Source organism: Aestuariivivens sediminis (assembly GCF_022662105.1).
GTDB lineage: Bacteria > Bacteroidota > Bacteroidia > Flavobacteriales > Flavobacteriaceae > Aestuariivivens > Aestuariivivens sediminis.
Genome location: NZ_JAKMCP010000003.1, coordinates 1 through 19,994, shown reverse-complemented (window position 1 = coordinate 19,994; position 19,994 = coordinate 1). Strand labels below are relative to the sequence as shown.

General features: G+C 39.6%; 16 protein-coding genes and 3 tRNA genes. 13 read left to right on the top strand and 6 right to left on the bottom strand.

Annotated elements, in window-relative coordinates; all coding sequences use genetic code 11:
- The first annotated feature begins 110 nt into the window (after nucleotides 1–110).
- Nucleotides 111–2,648, top strand: a complete 2,538-nt coding sequence (gene gyrA, locus MR054_RS08130) for a DNA gyrase subunit A (RefSeq protein ID WP_242084673.1) — start codon at nucleotides 111–113, stop codon at nucleotides 2,646–2,648.
- A gap of 20 nt (nucleotides 2,649–2,668) precedes the next feature.
- Entirely contained in the window at nucleotides 2,669–3,916 is a 1,248-nt protein-coding gene (locus MR054_RS08125) for a tetratricopeptide repeat protein (protein ID WP_242157417.1), read from the top strand.
- A gap of 77 nt (nucleotides 3,917–3,993) precedes the next feature.
- Here the strand turns inward: MR054_RS08125 and MR054_RS08120 are convergent, their stop codons facing one another.
- Both MR054_RS08120 and MR054_RS08115 read right to left on the bottom strand, forming a co-directional pair.
- Nucleotides 3,994–4,743 carry a C40 family peptidase gene (locus tag MR054_RS08120; protein ID WP_242157416.1) on the bottom strand — a complete coding sequence of 250 codons (750 nt, stop codon included), beginning with the start codon at nucleotides 4,741–4,743 and terminating at the stop codon, nucleotides 3,994–3,996.
- Nucleotides 4,743–5,924, bottom strand: a complete 1,182-nt coding sequence (locus tag MR054_RS08115; RefSeq protein ID WP_242157414.1) for an acetyl-CoA C-acyltransferase — start codon at nucleotides 5,922–5,924, stop codon at nucleotides 4,743–4,745. Before MR054_RS08115 ends, MR054_RS08120 begins: the two co-directional genes overlap by 1 nt.
- 219 nt (nucleotides 5,925–6,143) lie before the next feature.
- Between MR054_RS08115 and MR054_RS08110 the strand changes: the two genes are divergently transcribed.
- From MR054_RS08110 to MR054_RS08100, 3 genes are all read left to right on the top strand, one after another.
- Nucleotides 6,144–8,195 (top strand): HD family phosphohydrolase, encoded by a 2,052-nt coding sequence (locus MR054_RS08110; RefSeq protein WP_242157412.1) that lies wholly within the window; start codon nucleotides 6,144–6,146, stop codon nucleotides 8,193–8,195.
- A 93-nt stretch (nucleotides 8,196–8,288) separates the two neighbouring features.
- Nucleotides 8,289–8,372, top strand: a tRNA-Ser gene (locus MR054_RS08105).
- 6 nt (nucleotides 8,373–8,378) lie between these two features.
- Nucleotides 8,379–8,453, top strand: a tRNA-Pro gene (locus MR054_RS08100).
- Nucleotides 8,454–8,698: 245 nt separating this feature from the next.
- On the opposite strand, the gene MR054_RS08095 is transcribed toward MR054_RS08100, so the two are convergent.
- Genes MR054_RS08095 through hypA form a run of 3 tightly spaced genes read right to left on the bottom strand, consistent with a single transcriptional unit; the run spans nucleotide 8,699 to nucleotide 10,136 of the window.
- On the bottom strand, nucleotides 8,699–8,947 hold the full coding sequence (locus MR054_RS08095) for a HypC/HybG/HupF family hydrogenase formation chaperone (protein WP_242157410.1): 249 nt from the start codon (nucleotides 8,945–8,947) through the stop codon (nucleotides 8,699–8,701).
- Nucleotides 8,948–8,956: 9 nt separating this feature from the next.
- The gene (hypB, locus tag MR054_RS08090) at nucleotides 8,957–9,781 is read right to left on the bottom strand and encodes a hydrogenase nickel incorporation protein HypB (protein ID WP_242157408.1); all 825 of its coding nucleotides are present in this window, start codon (nucleotides 9,779–9,781) and stop codon (nucleotides 8,957–8,959) included.
- Nucleotides 9,782–9,794: 13 nt separating this feature from the next.
- The gene (hypA, locus tag MR054_RS08085) at nucleotides 9,795–10,136 is read right to left on the bottom strand and encodes a hydrogenase maturation nickel metallochaperone HypA (protein ID WP_242157407.1); all 342 of its coding nucleotides are present in this window, start codon (nucleotides 10,134–10,136) and stop codon (nucleotides 9,795–9,797) included.
- Nucleotides 10,137–10,297: 161 nt separating this feature from the next.
- On the opposite strand from hypA, the gene MR054_RS08080 reads away from it, so the two are divergent.
- Genes MR054_RS08080 through hypE form a run of 7 tightly spaced genes read left to right on the top strand, consistent with a single transcriptional unit; the run spans nucleotide 10,298 to nucleotide 18,873 of the window.
- A complete protein-coding gene (locus MR054_RS08080) occupies nucleotides 10,298–11,425 on the top strand; it encodes a hydrogenase small subunit (RefSeq protein WP_242157406.1) in 1,128 nt (375 codons plus the stop codon).
- Nucleotides 11,426–11,437: 12 nt separating this feature from the next.
- Nucleotides 11,438–13,171 (top strand): nickel-dependent hydrogenase large subunit, encoded by a 1,734-nt coding sequence (locus tag MR054_RS08075; RefSeq protein WP_242157405.1) that lies wholly within the window; start codon nucleotides 11,438–11,440, stop codon nucleotides 13,169–13,171.
- 14 nt (nucleotides 13,172–13,185) lie between these two features.
- Nucleotides 13,186–13,920 (top strand): Ni/Fe-hydrogenase, b-type cytochrome subunit, encoded by a 735-nt coding sequence (gene cybH / locus MR054_RS08070; protein WP_242084654.1) that lies wholly within the window; start codon nucleotides 13,186–13,188, stop codon nucleotides 13,918–13,920.
- Between the two features lie 27 nt (nucleotides 13,921–13,947).
- Nucleotides 13,948–14,478 (top strand): hydrogenase maturation protease, encoded by a 531-nt coding sequence (locus tag MR054_RS08065; RefSeq protein WP_242157404.1) that lies wholly within the window; start codon nucleotides 13,948–13,950, stop codon nucleotides 14,476–14,478.
- A gap of 4 nt (nucleotides 14,479–14,482) precedes the next feature.
- Entirely contained in the window at nucleotides 14,483–16,753 is a 2,271-nt protein-coding gene (gene hypF / locus MR054_RS08060; protein WP_242157403.1) for a carbamoyltransferase HypF, read from the top strand.
- On the top strand, nucleotides 16,750–17,847 hold the full coding sequence (gene hypD / locus MR054_RS08055; RefSeq protein WP_242157402.1) for a hydrogenase formation protein HypD: 1,098 nt from the start codon (nucleotides 16,750–16,752) through the stop codon (nucleotides 17,845–17,847). The genes hypF and hypD overlap by 4 nt, the downstream gene beginning before the upstream one ends.
- A complete protein-coding gene (gene hypE, locus MR054_RS08050; protein ID WP_242157399.1) occupies nucleotides 17,848–18,873 on the top strand; it encodes a hydrogenase expression/formation protein HypE in 1,026 nt (341 codons plus the stop codon).
- Between the two features lie 4 nt (nucleotides 18,874–18,877).
- Here the strand turns inward: hypE and MR054_RS08045 are convergent, their stop codons facing one another.
- Nucleotides 18,878–19,588: an urease accessory protein UreH domain-containing protein gene (locus tag MR054_RS08045; RefSeq protein WP_242157397.1), complete on the bottom strand. Its 711-nt coding sequence runs from the start codon at nucleotides 19,586–19,588 to the stop codon at nucleotides 18,878–18,880.
- Nucleotides 19,589–19,744: 156 nt separating this feature from the next.
- On the opposite strand from MR054_RS08045, the gene MR054_RS08040 reads away from it, so the two are divergent.
- Nucleotides 19,745–19,818, top strand: a tRNA-Arg gene (locus MR054_RS08040).
- Nucleotides 19,819–19,994: the final 176 nt, after the last annotated feature.

Sequence of the window (19,994 nt, the reverse complement as noted above, 5' to 3'; positions counted from 1 at the left end):
TAAATTGTTAATAAAAACCACTAAAAAATACGCTTCAAAGGCCTACTGTAACTAATGAAATACTTATATTAGCATGTTTTGAAAAATCGAAAAATTTAACTAAATAAAATATGGCAGAAGGAGAAAAATTGATCCCTATTAATATTGAGGATGAAATGAAGTCGGCATACATTGATTATTCAATGTCCGTCATTGTGTCACGTGCGCTACCCGATGTTAGAGATGGCTTAAAACCGGTACACCGACGGGTGCTTTACGGGATGTACGAATTAGGAGTACGGGCGAATACGGCACATAAAAAATCCGCAAGAATAGTTGGTGAGGTTTTAGGTAAATACCATCCCCATGGCGACACCTCTGTTTACGACGCTATGGTACGTATGGCCCAGGAATGGAGCTTGAGATATATGCTGGTGGACGGGCAGGGGAACTTTGGTTCTGTTGATGGTGATAGCCCTGCGGCAATGCGTTATACCGAGGCGCGTATGCGTAAGATATCTGAAGATATGTTGGCCGATATTGATAAGGAGACGGTAGACCACAAATTAAACTTTGACGACACCTTACAGGAACCCACGGTTTTACCTACGCGTATTCCGGGTTTATTGGTTAATGGTGCATCAGGTATTGCGGTTGGTATGGCTACCAATATGCCGCCTCACAACCTGTCTGAAATTGTTGATGGTACGGTAGCCTATATTGAAAATCCTAAAATTGAAGTTGACGAGCTTATTAAATACGTTAAGGCACCGGATTTCCCTACCGGGGGAACCATTTACGGGTATGATGGTGTCAAAGAGGCCTTTCAAACCGGTCGAGGCAGAATTGTGCTTCGGGGGAAGGCCAATATAGAAGAAATTAACGGTAAAGAATGCATCATTGTCACTGAAATTCCGTATCAAATCAACAAGGCAGATATGATTAAAAAAACTGCCGATTTGGTGAACGAAAAAAAGCTGGAAGGGATTTCAACCATCCGCGATGAATCGGATAGAAAGGGGATGCGCATTGTATATGTCTTAAAGCGCGATGCCATTCCAAACATTGTTTTAAATAAACTGTATAAGTATACCGCCCTTCAATCTTCGTTTAGTGTCAATAATATCGCCCTGGTAAAGGGACGTCCGCAATTATTAAATCTCAAGGACCTGATTCATTATTTTGTAGAACACAGACATGAGGTGGTGGTTAGACGGACCCAATATGAGTTGCGTAAAGCAGAAGAGCGTGCTCATATTTTGGAAGGACTCATAATTGCTTCGGATAATATTGATGAGGTGATTGCCTTAATTCGCGCCTCATCCAATGCAGACGAAGCTCGGGAAAAGCTTATGGAACGCTTTAAACTGACTGAAATACAATCTAAAGCTATTGTTGAAATGAGATTGCGTCAGCTTACTGGTTTAGAGCAAGATAAGTTACGTTCAGAATACGATGAATTATTAAAAACAATAGATGATTTAAAAGATATCCTGGATAAAAAAGAGCGTCGTATGGATATCATTAAAGACGAACTGCTTCAGGTTAAGGATAAATACGGTGATGAACGACGATCCGTCATAGAATATGCCGGGGGTGACCTGAGCATTGAAGATATGATTCCCGATGAAAAAGTAGTCATCACGATTTCCCATGCCGGTTATATTAAGCGGACCTCGCTTACGGAATATAGAACCCAAAACAGAGGTGGTGTGGGGCAGAAGGCCTCAACAACACGTAATGAAGACTTTTTGGAGCATTTATTTGTCGGTACTAATCACCAGTACATGTTGTTCTTTACCCAGAAGGGAAAATGTTTCTGGATGCGGGTTTATGAAATACCCGAAGGAAGTAAAACATCCAAAGGACGTGCTATTCAAAATCTCATAAATATTGAGCAGGATGATAAGGTTATGGCCTTTATTTGTACACAAGACCTGAAAGATGAAGACTATATTAACAGTCATTATGTGATCATGGCCACAAAAAACGGGCAAGTGAAAAAAACGTCTTTGGAGCAATATTCCCGTCCGCGTACCAATGGTATCAATGCAATCACCATTCGGGAGGATGATGAATTACTGGAAGCCAAACTCACAACGGGTAACAGTCAGGTTATGTTAGCATTAAAATCGGGGAAAGCCATTCGTTTTGAGGAAGCTAAAACCCGACCTATGGGCCGTAACGCATCAGGGGTGAGAGGCATTACTTTGGCCGGTGAGAACGATGAGGTGATTGGAATGATTGCTGTTGATGATATGGAAAGTAATATATTAGTCGTATCCGAAAACGGTTATGGTAAACGTTCCGATCTGGAGGATTACAGAATCACCAATAGAGGCGGAAAAGGGGTGAAAACCATTTCTATTACAGAAAAAACCGGTAATTTAGTAGCCATAAAGAATGTCACTGATGAAGACGATTTAATGATTATAAACAAATCCGGTATAGCCATCCGCATGGCCGTTGAAGATTTAAGGGTGATGGGACGGGCCACTCAGGGCGTTAAACTGATAAATCTGAGAAATGGGGACTCGATTGCTGCCGTTGCCAAGGTAAGACACGATGAAGATGAAGTCGCAGATACTGAAACTATTAATCCGACTGATGGTTTAGAAGATGGCACAACTCTTGATATGGATCAGGACGATAATAATCTAGAACAATAAAATCCTAATATTAGTTAAAAATGAGAAAACAAATTATTATTGCTTTAGCATTTTCCATGAGTGTATTCACGTTTGCTCAAAAGAAAGAATTGAGAAACGCTGAAAAAGCTATTAAATCCAATAATTATGCTGAAGCCAAAGCTGCTTTAAATGAAGCCAAGACAATGATGTCCGATATGGATGAAGATAACAAGGCCAAATACCATTTCCTTTTGGGTCAAGCCCTATATGCCGGAGGTGCTGGTTCAATTCAGGATATCGATCAAGCCATAGAAAATTTTAATATGGCCGGAGATGAATATGGTTCTGAAATTGCCGAGATTAAGCAAAAAATGACAAATGATATTTTAACCAAAGGGAACAAAGCTTATGAGGCCAACGATTTTAAAGGAGCTTCCAATTATTTTGAGCATGCCTATAGAACCTCTCCCAAGGACACCTTATTTCTTTACTACGCAGCCGCAACCTCTGTGAATGTGCAGGATTTCGATCGGGCTTTAAAGTTGTATGAAGAATTAAAAGACCTGGGGTATACCGGTGTTTCCACAGAGTATTTCGCGACGAATAAAGAAACCGGTGAAGAAGAAATTTTAGATAAAAATACGCGAGATTTATATGTGAAAGCCGGTAGTCACGAAAATCCGGGTGAGCGTAAGACCGAATCTAAAAAAGCAGAGATCGTTAAAAATGTGGCCCTTATTTATGTTAATCAGGGGAGTGATGAAAAAGCCCTGGCCGCTATGCAGGATGCCAGAGCAGAAAGTCCGGATGATATTAATTTGATCCTTAGCGAAGCCAATGTGCACTATAAAATGGGTAATGTGGAAAAATTTAAAAGTCTTTTGGAGAAAGCGACTGTTATGGATCCAAAAAATCCGGAATTGCAATACAACCTGGGCGTGATTTCTTCGGAGTCTGATGATATTGCATCCGCGCAAAAATATTACAAGAAGGCCATTGAACTGGATCCAAATTACGTAAATGCTTATATTAATCTGGCAGCCCTTGTGTTGAGCAGGGAAGAACCACTAATTGAAGAAATGAATGGTTTGGGCACCTCCAAAGCCGATGACAAAAGGTACGAGGAATTAAAAGAAGAGCGTCAGCAACTTTATAGAGATGCCATCCCTTATTTATCGAAGGCCCTGGAAATAGATGGAAAAAACATTAATGCTGCCAAGACCTTAATGAATATTTACAGTGTTACCGGAGATACCGAAAATTACAAAATTTTAAAAACCAAGGTTGAGAGTTTAGAAGCCGAATAAAATCGTTTCTATATTATCTTAGACCTATAAGACCGCTTGTTTCACTGAGGCTCCCTCACAAGATTCAAGCGGTTTTGTTATATGATCTTTTTTATCACTCTAAGTTTATGCGTATAATTTTTTTTGTCTGCATTGAAAATACCGGAATGATCTAATCGATCCACCCTTACCTTACCATGGGCATGTATAATGTAATTATCCTTCATGATAATTCCAACATGAATGATCTGGCCTTCCTGATTATCGAAAAACGCCAGGTCACCGGGTTCACTTTCTTCAATAAAACTAAGAGCCACGCCCTGTGTGGCCTGTTGTGAAGCATCGCGTAACAGCTTGTAACCATTAAGTTTGTATACCATTTGCGTAAAGCCGGAACAATCCATTCCAAATGGTGTTTTACCTCCCCATAAATAGGGGGTGTTTACATATAGAAGAGCTGTGTTTACTAAATGTTCTTTATGGAATTTGTTCTTAAAAAAATGTCCTTCAAAACGGTGCCCAAGGATATGTCGTCCATTTAAAGTGGACCCTATTACAATAGGATGCAATTGCTCATTTTCATCTTGAACAAACTCTACCAAATCTCCCGATAGAACAGGGTCTTCATTTTTTAGGGTGCTGTAGGTGTCCTTATTAATGGGGAGGTATTGTTTATTATCCATCCAGCCTTCATAACCATCGAAATGCAATTTAACTTTACTCCATGATTTACGACACTCAATGACCTTAAAGAATTCCCCATATAAGACTTGAGATACAAGTTCGCTTTTATCAGAAGCTTCCAGTCTTAGGGGAACAATGCTTAAATTACAGATTCCGTATTGCATCAACTAAGGCGTTCTATGATCATTGCCGATGCTCCGCCGCCACCATTACAAATGGCTGCTGCTCCAATTTTGGCATCGTTTTGTTCTAGTATATTTAACAAGGTAATTACAATTCTTACTCCGGAACATCCCAGGGGATGACCAAGGGAAACAGCACCACCATTAACATTAACATTTGCATCATTTAGGCCGAGGATCTTCATGTTGGCAAGCCCAACTACCGAAAAAGCTTCATTGAACTCAAAAAAATCAACATCTTTCAGGGATATTCCGGCTTTATCCAATGCTTTTGGTAAAGCTTTGGCAGGGGCCGTCGTAAACCATTTTGGTTCCTGTGCGGCATCTGCATAGCCTTTAATGATTGCCAAAGGTTTTAAACCCAATTCATCGGCCTTACTTTTACGCATGAGTACCATGGCACCAGCACCATCGTTAATGGTTGATGCATTTGCGGCAGTAACCGTACCTTCTTTAGAAAATGCCGGGCGCAATTGAGGTATTTTATCTATCTTCACATTTCTGTATTCTTCATCCTCTGCGACAACAATGGGCTCACCGCGACGTTGTGGTACTTCAACCGGAACAATTTCGTTCTTAAATTTGCCGGATTTCCAGGCTTCACTCGAACGTTTATATGATTGGATGGCATAGGCATCCTGCTGTTCTCTGGAAAATTTATATTCTAATGCACACGCATCGGCACAAACCCCCATGGCATTTTGATCATATGCATCAACCAGGCCATCCTTCTGCATGCCATCGATTAAAGAGCTTGGTCCAAATTTGGTACCCGTACGAGCATACAGGTAATGCGGAATTAAACTCATGTTCTCCATTCCGCCTGCAACTATAACCGACGCATCTCCAAGGGCTATCGCTTGAGCTGCCTGCATAACTGCTTTCATACCGGACGCACAAACTTTATTTACGGTGGTACATGGAACGGTATTGGGAATACCGGCCATTATCGCAGCCTGTCTTGCCGGTGCTTGCCCCGAGCCCGCTTGAACGACTTGTCCCATAATGACCTCATCGACCAAATTAGGGTTAAGGCTTATTTTGTCCAAGGCCCCCTTAATGGCTATAGCCCCTAATTTGGGCGCGGGAACCGAAGATAAAGCCCCAAGAAAGCTCCCTATTGGAGTTCTCACTGCCGAAACAATTACTACATCCTGACTCATTTCAAGGTGATAAGATTATTTACTTGCGAAAATAATGATTTTTTTACGATTAAATTAAACCTTATAGCTATATTAAAAGTCCAACTGCGCTTATAAATTTATTACTTTTGGAAAACCTGAATTCTTTTGATGAAACTATTATGAATAAAACAATCATTTCTTCTGTATATCATGCTGAAAGGTTACCTCTTATCATGATAAAGATATAAACGTATGCGGATGAAAGATTTGATAAACAAACTTTACAGAAACCATTCCTTAATTTATAAAGGGCTTCTTTATATCACTACCACATTTTTAATTGTGTATTTGTTTCCAATAAGCGGGAAATTTAAATATAATTTTGAAAAAGGAAAACCCTGGCAGTCTGAAAACTATTATGCCCCTTTTGATTTTGCAATTATAAAATCCCCGGAAGAAATTAATGAGGAAAAAGAAGAAATTTCCCAAAATGCTTTTTTGTATTTCAATTTAGACAGCCTTGTGGCAAATAAGGTTAAGGAATTGTATAAAACCGAGTTCAGTAAAGTATTTTCGGATACCATTCCGCGTTCAGATCGAAATCAATTACACGAAGCCGGTAAAGATATTTTAGATAAGTTATATGCCTATGGTATTCTGGATGAGGCTTATGATTTTCCCAATGACAAGCAGGTGATTATTCTTAAGGATCGCACCATTTATGAAAAGACCGTTTTTTCAAATTTAATACGGCCTAATGCGGTATCACAAGTAATTAGTAATAGTTTAACGGCTAAACGTCTTGAGGCTTATCAAAGTTATTTTGTGTCTCTCTTTTTTGATCTAATTGAACCTAACCTGACCTTCGATAAATCGTTTACGGATAAGGCTTTGGAAGACGAATTTGAGAATATTTCCTATTCCAGAGGAAGTGTTGAACGGGGGACATTAATTATATCGAAGGGTGAAATCGTTGAAGGGAATAAATACAAACTGCTCAATTCCATAAAATCTGAATATGAGTCACAAATATGGAACGAGTCCAATTACAACTGGATTTTATTTGCCTACACCTTATTAGTTGCATTGGCCTTGTTGATGTTATTACTGTTTTTGCGAAAATACAGACGACCCGTTTTTGATGATAATACTAAGGTTACTTTTATTTTCTTCAATATATATTTAATTGTTTTATTAACCACGCTAGTTGTTAATTATAGCTCGAAATACATTTATGTGGTCCCCATATGTATTCTTCCCCTGGTATTCAAAGCGTTCTTCGATGCGCGGCTGGGCTTATTCGCTCATGTTATTACGGTTTTGTTATTGGGATTTATTGTTCCCAACAGCTATGAATATATGTTCCTTCAGATTTTAGCGGGAATCGTTACCATTCTTACGGTTTCAGAACTTTATAAGCGGGCGAATCTTTTTATTTCTGTCGGACAGATAACCTTGGTATATATAGTGGCATATTTTGCGTTTTTTGTTATCCATGAAGGCACTATCGACACCATTAACATAGAAACCTTTGTCTGGTTTATCCTGTGTGGATTGGCAACCTTATTTGTTCAGCCTCTGATTTACGCTTATGAAAAGATTTTTGGTTTGGTATCCGATGTATCTCTTTTGGAATTATCGGACACCAACACGAAATTACTCAAGGAATTGTCGAACAAGGCCCCTGGAACGTTTCATCATTCCCTAAATGTGGCCAATCTTGCAGAGGCTTGTGCCAATGAGGTGGGAGCGAATGCGATGCTCATAAGAGTAGGGGCGTTATACCATGACATCGGCAAAATGAAGAATCCTACCTATTTTACTGAAAATCAATCCACCGGAATTAATCCTCATGATGAACTTTCGGCAAGGGAAAGTTCAAAAATTATCATTGAACATGTTATCAATGGGATTGAGATTGCCAGAAGAAATAATTTACCGGATCGGGTGATTGATTTTATTAGGACACATCATGGGACAAGCATGGTCTATTATTTTTATATGAAGGAAAAGGAATTGCAGGACGTCATTGTAGATAAAGGCGACTACAGTTATCCAGGACCTAAGCCATTTAGTAAAGAAACGGCCATATTAATGATGTGCGACAGTGTGGAGGCCGCTTCCAAAAGTTTAAAAGAACCCACTTCGACTAAAATTGATGCTTTTGTTGAAAATATTATTAATAAACAAATCGAAGAAGACCAGTTCTTAAATGCCAATATTACATTTAAAGAAATTGAATCCATAAAAAAAGTGTTAAAACACAAACTGGCAAACATATATCATTTACGTATTGAGTACCCTGAATAATTATTTAAAAAAACAAAAAAATAGTTGCGTGCTTTATACATATAAATTACATTTGCAACCGCAATTTTATCACATAAGTATGTGATATACTTAGGAGAGGTGGCAGAGTGGTAATGCAGCAGATTGCTAATCTGTCAACGCGAAAGTGTTGCCGGGGTTCGAGTCCCCGTCTCTCCGCTTTTTCGGGGTGTAGCGTAGCCCGGTTATCGCGCCTGCTTTGGGAGCAGGAGGTCGCAGGTTCGAATCCTGCCACCCCGACAAATAAAGCGTGGAGTTTTTTTAGAAAGTTTACTTTCTTGAAAAAACGAAAGGTTTATTTATAAATTAAAGCCATGCTTTAATTTGCAACAACCCTTTTTCAGGATCAACCTTGTTAATCCTGCCACCCCGACCATAAAAGCCGAACATTTTGTTCGGCTTATTTTGTTTGAACGCGATTGAAGCTAGCGTTTTAATCGAATTGAAAATTAAAAAGACTGATTAAAATTTATCAGGATGTTTTGCTAGGTATCCAGATCATCTAAATCGCCCAGCTGCTTCAGTATTTCGAAAGTTTTCTTGGCCTCCTCTTCGTTAACAATGCTAATGGCAGCCCCTACATGTACCATGACATAATCACCAATTTTAGCTTCGGGTACCAAGGTTAAATTCACTTCTTTAATAACACCGTCAAAGGACACTTTTCCAATTCTAAAAGTGTCATCCAACTGTGATGTTATGGCTATTAATTTACCGGGTATGGATAAGCACATGAGTGTTGGTTATTTTATCTTATGTTCTTTCAGCCAGGTATACCAATCTTGCATACCCTCACCTGTTGTTGCGGACACTTCAAGGAAAATCAAGTTTGGATTTACTTTTAACCCATTTTGTTTGAGCTTCGAAATATCGATATCGAGATACGGCAATAAATCTATTTTATTGATAATGCAGATATCCGAGCTATGGAACATGTCGGGATATTTTATGGGTTTATCGACACCCTCCGTTGTGCTGATGACTACAACACGCTTGTTTTCACCCAAATCGAACATGGATGGACATACCAGATTACCCACATTTTCAATCATTAAAACAGCGTTGTTTTTAACCTCTAATTTTTTAACGGCCTCATAAACCATATCACTTTCTAAATGACACCCTTTTCCTGTATTAATCTGGATTACCGGAATGTCGAGTGCTGAAATTCTATGAGCATCATTCAGGGTCTGCTGATCGCCCTCTATGACATAAAATGACAGCTCATGTTTTAAATCCTTTAGGGTCCGTTCTAACAATGTGGTCTTTCCCGATCCCGGTGAACTCACCAGGTTAATGGCAAAAATGTTTAGAGCCTCAAAATAACCTCTGTTTCTAGCGGCCATGATATCATTTTGCTGGAGAATGTCCTGCTCAATCTTCACTACTTTTGAATGTGAGTGTTCGTGTACATGGCTGTGATCATGGTCATGAGCGTGATGATGTTCATGGGAATGATGATCATGATCATGCCCATGGTGATGTCCATGGTCATGTAATTTGACTTCCAAGGGATTGGTAATGGTCATCCTGTTTTCTCCGTTTCCACAACCGCAAGTTCCACACATAGCAAAAATAGGTTTAAATTATTTCCAGGGCTTTTACCCTTAATTCTTTTCCCTTTAAAATTCCTTTAAAATTGCTGTGGCATTCCGGACAGGAATCATAAAGATGTTGGAGTTCAAAAACAGTATCACAGTCCGCACACCTGGCCTCACCTTTAATACGGTTAATACGTTTTTTGGCATGTTCCAATACCGTGTTTTTAACAGCAGATTCCCAAACAAAATCTAAGGAATCAAATTCAATTCCGGCCAAGATTCCGATTTCCAGTTCAATCAGGTCCACTGATTTTGCCTTTTCTTTTTCAACCACATCTTCGGCAATTTTCACAATGCCCATAGCTACCGATAATTCATGCATTATAAAGGGTTAATAAAATTAAACTATTGGAATCCATAAAGTTATCCTAATAACGGTTCGGTAAATATGATTTAAATCATGTTTTCTACCCTTTTTATTGGATATATTTAAAACGATTACTTTAAAATTAAGTTCAAAGCTTCTAAACTCAACTTTCCATCATGATTACAAAAAATGAAACAAAAGAAAGCACGTATTACGAAAGCATCATAAAGCAAGGGTATTCCAGACGGGATTTTATGAAGTTCGTTACGTATATCAGTGCATATTTGGGATTGGAAAATTCCATGGTTGGTCAAGTGGCCAAGGCTCTTGAGACAAGCTATAGAGTCCCCGTTATTTGGGAACATTTTCAAGAGTGTACTTGCTGCAGTGAATCCTTTATTAGATCAGATCATCCCATTGTTGCCGATATTATATTGGACAAAATATCTTTAGATTATACCTTGACCTTAATGGCTGCTTCCGGACATCAGGCAGAAGCTGCGAAAAAGGCGACGATGGATAAGCATAAAGGAGCGTATATTCTTTGCGTTGAAGGATCTGTACCTATAGGTGACGATGGAAATTATTGCTGTATTGGAGGAAGATCTGCAAAGGATATTCTATTGGAGGCAGCCGAAGGAGCAAAAGCAATTATTTGTTGGGGAAGTTGTGCATCCAATGGTTGTGTTCAAGCGGCCTACCCCAATCCAACCGGGGCCACACCAATTCACAAAATAATCAAAAATAAGCCCATAGTACGTGTACCGGGATGTCCGCCAATTGGGGAAGTTATGGCTGGGGTCATAGTTCATTTGGTAGCCTTTGGTAAATTACCGGAATTGGATAGAATTGGAAGACCCAAAGCATTCTACTCCAAACGGGTTCATGATACCTGTTACAGGAGATCCTATTACGATGCTGGTCTGTTTGTGGAATCCTTTGATGATGAAAACGCTAAAAAAGGGTATTGTCTTTACAGGGTAGGATGTAAGGGTCCAATGACCTACAATGCTTGTGGAACAATTAAATGGAATAATGGTGTAAGTTATCCCATTCAATCCGGCCATGGTTGTTTTGGCTGTAGCGAGGAAAACTTCTGGGATAATGGTCCATTGTATGAACGATTAACCGGTCTGCATGGTTTTGGTATAGAAAGTTCTGCAGATACCATAGGTAAAGTAGCAGCCGGTGTCGTAGCCGGTGGCCTGGCAGCACATGCCGTAGCTGCGAATATTTCGAAGAAGAAGGAACTAAAGGAAAGTATCTCGAGAGGAAAAGAAAACGAAAAAGCATTGGATTCTTAAAAATAAATTATTATGGCAAACAGAATAGTCGTTGATCCTATCACAAGAATTGAAGGTCACTTAAGAATTGAAGTAGAAGTAAGAGATGGTAAAATAACCGATGCCTATAGTTCCAGTCCTATGGTACGCGGGCTTGAAAATATTGTTAAAGGCAGGGATCCAAGAGATGTCTGGGCCTTCGTACAGAGGGCCTGTGGCGTTTGCACGACGGTACATGCTTTGGCATCTGTAAGATCGGTAGAAGATGCTCTTGGTATTGAAATTCCGCCCAATGCGGAAATGGTAAGAAATATCATGGAAGGGGCTTTATACATGCATGACCATACGGTACATTTTTATCATTTACATGCTTTAGATTGGGTGGACGTGGTCAATGCATTACAAGCCGACCCCATTAAAACGTCCGAACTGGCCCAAAGTATTTCCAAATGGCCTAAAAGCTCTCCAGGTTATTTTTCGGATATTAAAAAGCGTATTACCAAGTTCGTAGAAAGTGGGCAGTTGGGCATTTTTGCTAATGGATATTGGGGTCACCCTCAAATGAAATTACCACCTGAAGTGAATTTGATGGCGGTGGCTCATTATTTGGAAGCCCTGGAATGGCAGAAAGAGATTGTTCGAGTACATACCATTTTCGGCGGAAAAAATCCACATCCGAATTATCTTGTGGGTGGAATGGCCTGTGCCATAAATACGGACGACATAGGAGGTATTAATGCCGAGCGATTGGCCTATGTTGGCCATTTATTAAAAGATGGAAAAGCATTTATTGAACAAGTTTATATTCCTGATTTATTGGCCATAGCATCGTTCTATAAAGATTGGGGTGCAATAGGCAAAGGTTTTGGCAATTATATGTCTTATGGTGATTTCCCAACGAATGGGTATAACGATATTTCAAGCTTTAAATTCCCTCAAGGTATTATTCTTAACAGGGATTTATCCAAAGTTCATGATGTCAATCACCGTAACGATGATATTGAAGAGTTCATCAATAATTCCTGGTATGAGGAATATGCCGAAGGACGGGAAACCGGTAGACATCCCTGGGATGGTGAGACCAAAATCAAATATTCCGGACCAAAACCGCCTTATGATCATATAGATGTAGAGGAAAAATACAGTTTCATAAAAACGCCACGATGGAAAGGTATGCCTATGGAAGTAGGGCCTTTGTCCAGATTGTTAGTGGGTTACGCCAGGGGTAATAAAGAAATTCAAGAAGTCGTTAATGCTGCTTTAACCCATTTAAACGTGCCTGTGGATGCCCTATTCTCAACATTGGGAAGAACAGCTGCTCGGGGTATTGAAACACAATTAGTGGCCAATTGGACCATGGAATTTTATGACACCCTGATGAACAATATTAAAAATGGAGATACTCGAATGGCCCATTCCGAAAAAAGAGATCCGGATAAATGGGAACCGGAATCAAAGGGTGTGGGCTTTAGTGAAGCCCCTCGAGGATCCTTGGCACATTGGATAAGGATAAAAGACAAGAAAACAGCGAATTACCAGTTAGTGGTTCCATCCACCTGGAACGCTTCTCCAAGAGACCCGAAAGGACAGTTGTCGCCATACGAATCGACCTTACTGGGTACACCGGTAGCAGATCCTGAACTTCCTTTGGAAATCCTCAGAACAATTCATTCTTTTGATCCTTGCATCGCTTGTGCCGTACATTTGTATGACGAACATGGAAATCATATTTCTCAAGTACAAAATATTTCAAGTTGTGACATATAGATAACACATATATCATGGAAACAATTAACTATAAACGTGTATATGTTTGGGAACTTCCGGTTCGAATTTTTCATTGGATTAATGCGATTTCAATAACTGTTTTGGCTGTTACGGGATTTATTATTGCCAATCCTCCGGCCCTGTTGTCCAGTGCTGAGGCGAGTGATTCTTTTTGGTTAGGAACCGTACGTTTTATCCATTTCATGACGGCCTATATTTTCTTCTTTAATCTCATTTTGAGGATCTATTGGTCTTTTGTAGGAAATCAATTTGCCAGCTGGAGATCATTTTTTCCTTTTTCTAGAAAGAGTTGGCGTAATTTTTTACACGTTCTCAAGGTTGATATTTTATTGAGACATAAAAAACATCCTGAGATCACTGATTTAAGCGTGGGTCATAACAGTGTTGCGGGGCTTTCTTATTTTATATTATTCTTGCTCGCTCTGGTTCAGATATTTACGGGTTTTGGATTATATTCTGATATGTCGGACTGGTGGTTGCCCGATCTTTTTGATTGGGTAGTACCTCTATTTGGTAGCGATTTTATGGTGAGAAAGATTCACCATATTTCAACTTGGCTATTTATCTTATTTGTTTTGATACATCTCTATCTTGTATTTTATCACGATTGGCTAGATGGTAGAGGGGAAGTATCTTCAATGTTTGGAGGTTATAAATTTGTGGTTGGACAGCGCGTAAAACAAAAAAAAACAGAGCCAGAACAAGAAAATACCAAAGAAACTTCGTAATAGTTCGAGATATAAACTACAAAAACTATGACAGATTCATTGAAAGCACCCGTAGCGGTAAGTAGTGACGCTTTTTATTTTGAAAAGGATAAGTCAAGAAGCATTCTTATCTTAGGAGTCGGAAACTATCTCATGGGAAACGAAGGTGTTGGGGTGCATGTCATTCAAGAGATGGCCACAATGAAACTACCCGATAATGTGGATATTTTAGATGGTGGTACAGGGGGATTTTTGTTATTGCATTGCTTTGAGGCCTATAAAGCGGTCATTTTTGTTGATGCAACCCTGGATGGTCAGAAGGAGGGAACCATTTCCTTAATTCGACCAAAGTTTGCTTCAGATTTTCCATCGGCACTGAGTGTTCATGATGTTGGATTAAAAGATATGATTGAAGCAGTATATTTATTGGAAAACAAACCGGATATTCATTTGTTCACCATCTCCATCAATGAGGTAGTTCCAATGAGCCTGGAGTTATCTACAACAGTAAAACAAGCCATACCCAGAACCATAGACGACATTATTAAGTTAACAAAGCGGTTAACCGCTGAATTATAACAAGGTGCCAATTAAATCCTATAAAATAACCATAACAGGACTGGTTCAGGGTGTTGGTTTTCGACCCTTTGTTTATGTATTGGCGAACACTTTTAATTTAAAAGGAACTGTTTCGAATAATGAGAACGGGGTTATCATATGTGTATCAGGTATAGCATCAAATATCCACTCGTTTTACAAGGGATTGGTTCAAAATCCACCGAAGTTATCAAAAATAAAGACACATCAATTAACGGAGATCTCCCATACTGAATTTGAAGATTTCAGTATTGTTCCCTCTCAGAAAACAGGAAAGCTCAACCTGTCGCTTACTTCAGATTTCGCCATTTGTGAAGACTGTAAGATAGAAATTTTGGATATTACCAATAAGCGTTACCACTATCCTTTCACTACATGTGTTAACTGCGGGCCACGGTGGGCCATTACCAACACATTCCCTTTCGAGCGCAAGCATACGACTATGGATGCGTTCCATATGTGTGATGCTTGTAAAAATGAATATACCGATCCGAACAATAGGCGTTTTCATTCCCAAACCAACTCCTGTGGAACATGTGGTATTCAAATGAGCTTATGTGATACAGATGGAAAAGAACAGGCTATTGACAACTCTCAAATATTCACAACGATTGCAAAACTCATAAGGGAAGGTCAAATCATTGCCATAAAAAATACGGCGGGTTATTTGTTGTGTTGTGATGCGAGAAATGGTACTGCTGTAAAAACCTTGCGACAAAGAAAGAACAGACCTCAAAAACCATTCGCCATACTTTACCCATCGTTAAATTTGCTCAAGGACCACATGACTATATCGGTGGAACACGCAGAAGCACTGACCTCATTGGAAAGCCCTATTGTCATTATTCCGAAAGAAAATTATTCAGGACCATTGGCTTTGGAGGAAATAACACCAAACTTAAATCAATTGGGGGTTATGCTGCCCTACACACCCCTGTTGCTTTTGTTGGCCGATCAATTGGAATGTCCCATTGTTGCCACAAGCGGCAATATTCATAATTCACCCATTATAAGTTCATCGGAGCTCGCCCTTAAGGCCTTAAAAAGCGTCGCTGATTATTTTTTGAATCATAATCTCTCCATATCCAATCCACAAGACGATTCCGTGATAAAGTTTAGTAAAAAGTATCGTCATAAAGTCCTGTTCAGAAGGTCTCGCGGATACGCGCCCAATTATTTCGGAACGTTCAAGGCAGATGAAAAAATACTGGCCATGGGAGCCCATTTAAAGAGTGCTGTGGCTTTTTTACCGAATGACTATGTATACATCAGTCAATATCTGGGTAATCTGAATCATGCCGACGTTTACAATCGACTCACCGAAACCGTTTCAAAATTTATTACCCTCTTTGAAGAGAAACCATCGGTTATTCTCGTAGACGCGCATCCAACCTATCATTCTACCCAATACGGTAAGGAATTGGCACAGAACCTTGAAGTACCTTCAATTCAAATTCAGCACCATAAGGCCCATTTGGCTTCGGTTTTGGGTGAACATCATCTTTTTGACAAGGAAACTCCGATTTTGGGCGTTATATGGGATGGAACAGGCTACGGTGATGACGGCCATATTTGGGGAGGTGAATTTTTTGAGTACAATTCACATGAAATCCATAGGATATCTCATTTTGAATACTTCGATTGGCTTGCCGGAGACAAAATGTCGAAAGAGCCAAGACTATCACTACTCGCATTGGCAACCGATGATCTTATGGACGAGGTCTTACCAAAATTTACAAATGAGGAAGTGGCGGTATACCAAACCATAAAAAAACAGAATAGGCTCAAGACCTCGTCCGTGGGAAGGTTATTTGATGCCGTGGCATCTTTACTCGACATATGTAATTTGAATACCTATGAAGGTGAAGCGGCCATAATACTTGAAAATCAAATCCATAATTACGATATGGCGCACAGTACATTGTATGCCTCAATTCTCGATAACGGAATGATACCCTCTAAGGATATATTAAGAAAGATCTACTTCGATTTTAAAAAGGGGGTAAATATGGAGTCTATCATTGTCAATTTCCTGTATACTTTGGCTAATATCATTTTCCAGATGGCCGATAGGCAAAACATCAGGTCTATTGTGTTGAGTGGTGGGGTGTTTCAAAATACCGTATTGATTGATATGTTAAAAGAAATGGCCAAATTGGATTACAAATTGTATTTTAATCGTAACTTATCTCCAAATGACGAAAATATTGCTTTTGGCCAGATGATGTATTACTTAAACATTAAAACAGCGAAATGAAATATCTCAGCGAATACAGAAATTTTGAGGCGACAAAACGCTATTTGCAGCTTATTGGGGATACAGTGACCAAAACATGGAAGATCATGGAAGTCTGTGGAGGTCAAACCCACGGTTTAGTTAAAAATGGAATTTTAGATTTGCTTCCGGATCAGGTTCAAATGATCCATGGTCCCGGATGCCCGGTGTGTGTTACGCCACTGAATTTAATCGATAAAGCGGTTGAACTCCTGGAGAACGATGTTATTGTGTGCTCCTTTGGGGATATGATTCGCGTACCAGGAAGTAAAAAAAGCCTATTGGAAGCTAAGGCCCATGGTGGCGATTTAAGAGTGTTATACTCTCCTTTGGAAGCGGTTAGAATTGCTAAGGAAAATCCGCATAAAGAAGTGGTGTTTTTTGCCGTTGGATTCGAGACGACTGCCCCAGCGAATGCGCTATCGGTGATACAAGCTCAAAAAGAGGGTGTTACAAATTATTCCATCCTAGTCTCCCATGTTTTGGTTCCTCCGGCCATGGAGGCTATTTTAGATGATGAATTCTGTAACATCAATGCTTTTTTAGGAGCAGGTCATGTATGTGCCATTATGGGATACAAGGATTATATGCCATTGGCAGAAAAATATAAGATACCCATCATCATCACGGGCTTTGAACCACTTGATTTGGTTCAGGGGATTTATATGGCTGTATGCCAATTGGAGAGGGGTATCTACAGGGTAGAAAACCAATATGCACGGGTGGTAACGGCGGACGGAAATGAAGCTGCCTTAAAGGTTATCCATGACGTATTTGAGATAGGAAACAGAGAATGGCGAGGCATAGGTGAAATACCCAACAGCGGTTATGTGCTTACCGAGGCATATAAGGCCTATGATGCCGAGTTAAAATTTGGCATTCACAGGCTGAAAGTTTCTGAACATAAGAAATGCATAGCAGGCGAAATACTTAAAGGTATAAAAAAGCCCCATCAATGCAGCGAGTTTGGAAAACACTGTAATCCCTCCAATCCTTTGGGGGCTCCGATGGTGTCTTCAGAAGGGGCCTGTGCTGCCTATTATCATTTTTCCAATAATTTAATTTTTTCGAAATAAATGGACATCAAAAATCTTGGTTTTGACACTATTAATTTAGGACATGGCAGCGGTGGACTCATGACTCGGGACCTATTGGATAAAATTATATTTGAAACCTTCAATAATCCCATTTTAGATCAAAAACATGATGGGGCCATTGTAAAATTTGACGGGCAAATAGCCATTTCAACAGATAGTTTCGTGGTTTCTCCAATCTTTTTCAAAGGAGGAAATATTGGTGATCTTGCAGTTAATGGTACTGTTAATGATGTGGCCATGTGTGGAGCCATTCCAAAATACATATCCTTAGCCTTTATCATTGAAGAAGGGCTAAAACTTTCAGAATTCATAAGCATTGTTAACACCATAAAAGCGGCGGCAGACCAAAGTGGGGTTCAAATCATTACGGGAGACACTAAAGTTGTTGAAAAAGGGAAAGGGGATAAAATTTTTATCAATACGACAGGTTTTGGTGAGGTGCATCCAAAGTCCAATATTTCAACAAGTCGTATCAAGGCGGGGGATAAGATAGTGTTAAGCGGGTCTATAGCAACACATGGGATGGCCATCATGTCTGAACGTCAAGGCCTGGAGTTTGAATCCGATATTGTGAGTGATACCACCAATCTGAATGATATAGTCAATGGGCTTTTAGATACTTTTGGTGATCATATTCATTTCCTACGCGATCCTACCAGGGGAGGCCTATCCAGTGTTTTAACGGAAATTGTTGAGGATACCGGCATTGGCATTTCCATTTTTGAAGACCAAATACCCATCGAGAAGCAAGTTGCAGCGGCCTGTGAAATTTTGGGTTTGGATCCGCTTTATGTGGCCAATGAAGGCATTTTTATTGCGATTGTTGATAAGGACATTGTAGATTCGGTCATTAATTTTATGCATAATGATGTAAAAGGGGCTAAGGCAGTTTGTATTGGCGAAATGACCGATGCCCATTCCACTAAAGTCATTTTGAATAGTAGGATAGGAGGCAAGCGGATAGTAAGTCCGTTGATAGGAGAACAACTTCCAAGAATATGTTGACTTTTTAAAAAATCATAAAACCTAACAGCCAATACACACCAACTACGGCGGCAAATACACCTCCACCAATTCTAATGCTGTTAAAGAATAGGGCATTATGACCCTGTTTTGAAAATGAAGAAATTTTACCAATGGTAAAGGCAAAGGTAGTCATGGCCAGGATAATTCCGATGGCGAAACCAAAAATATAGGTTCCGGAAGCCATTAGGGATTGAAAACCCAAGGCAGGTAATAACATCAAGAAATGGGCTATACCGGCAAAACCATGTAAAACACCAATGGCGAATGAGGTAAATTTGGTTTGCTTTAAGGTCAGGCTATGGGTGTGACGGTGTGAATCTCGGTGGGTATGTACATGTTCGTGCTTGTGAATTAAAGGATTATTTTCAATATGTACATGCAAATGTTTGTGTTTATGTTTTGGGTTAATGAGCCTGTAAAAGACCCACAAGGCAATTCCTATTAAAGTCAGACCAACAAGTTGCTCGCTATAAGCTGATATTTTATCCACAGGAATGAACGCTTTAAACATGAGAAATAGAAGGCCTATCAATAACATTCCAAAAACATGTCCCAACCCCCATGCCAGGCCAATCTTCCAGGCTTTTCTTTTAGATTCTATGGCGAAAGGGGTCACTGCTGCCAGGTGGTCAGGTCCTGTAACAACATGTAATAGGGCAACGGTTAACCCTGCAATCAAAGGAAGGGATTCCACTATACGTTTACAAATTAAAATTCTTCTATGTAATTAAAAGTAAAATATGAAGTTGAAGATAAACATGACAATAGTCATAAAGGGGTTAAATATGTGAGATTTTGTATTTTTAAATTAAAATACATTTATATATTTGCACGGTAAAAATAAAAAAGGGGTCGCGTAGCTCAGCTGGATAGAGCATCTGCCTTCTAAGCAGACGGTCACAGGTTCGAATCCTGTCGCGATCACGAATAAACAGTATAATAAGAAAAAACGCCAAGCTTGCTTGAGCGTTTTTTTGTTTGTACTGTTATCAACGCGGAGCGTTGCAGGAGCATCACGTGAGTGGTGAATCCTGAATACCAATGGCATTCGAAGGAATTTGTTTGTACTGTTATCAACGCGGAGCGTTGCAGGAGCACCA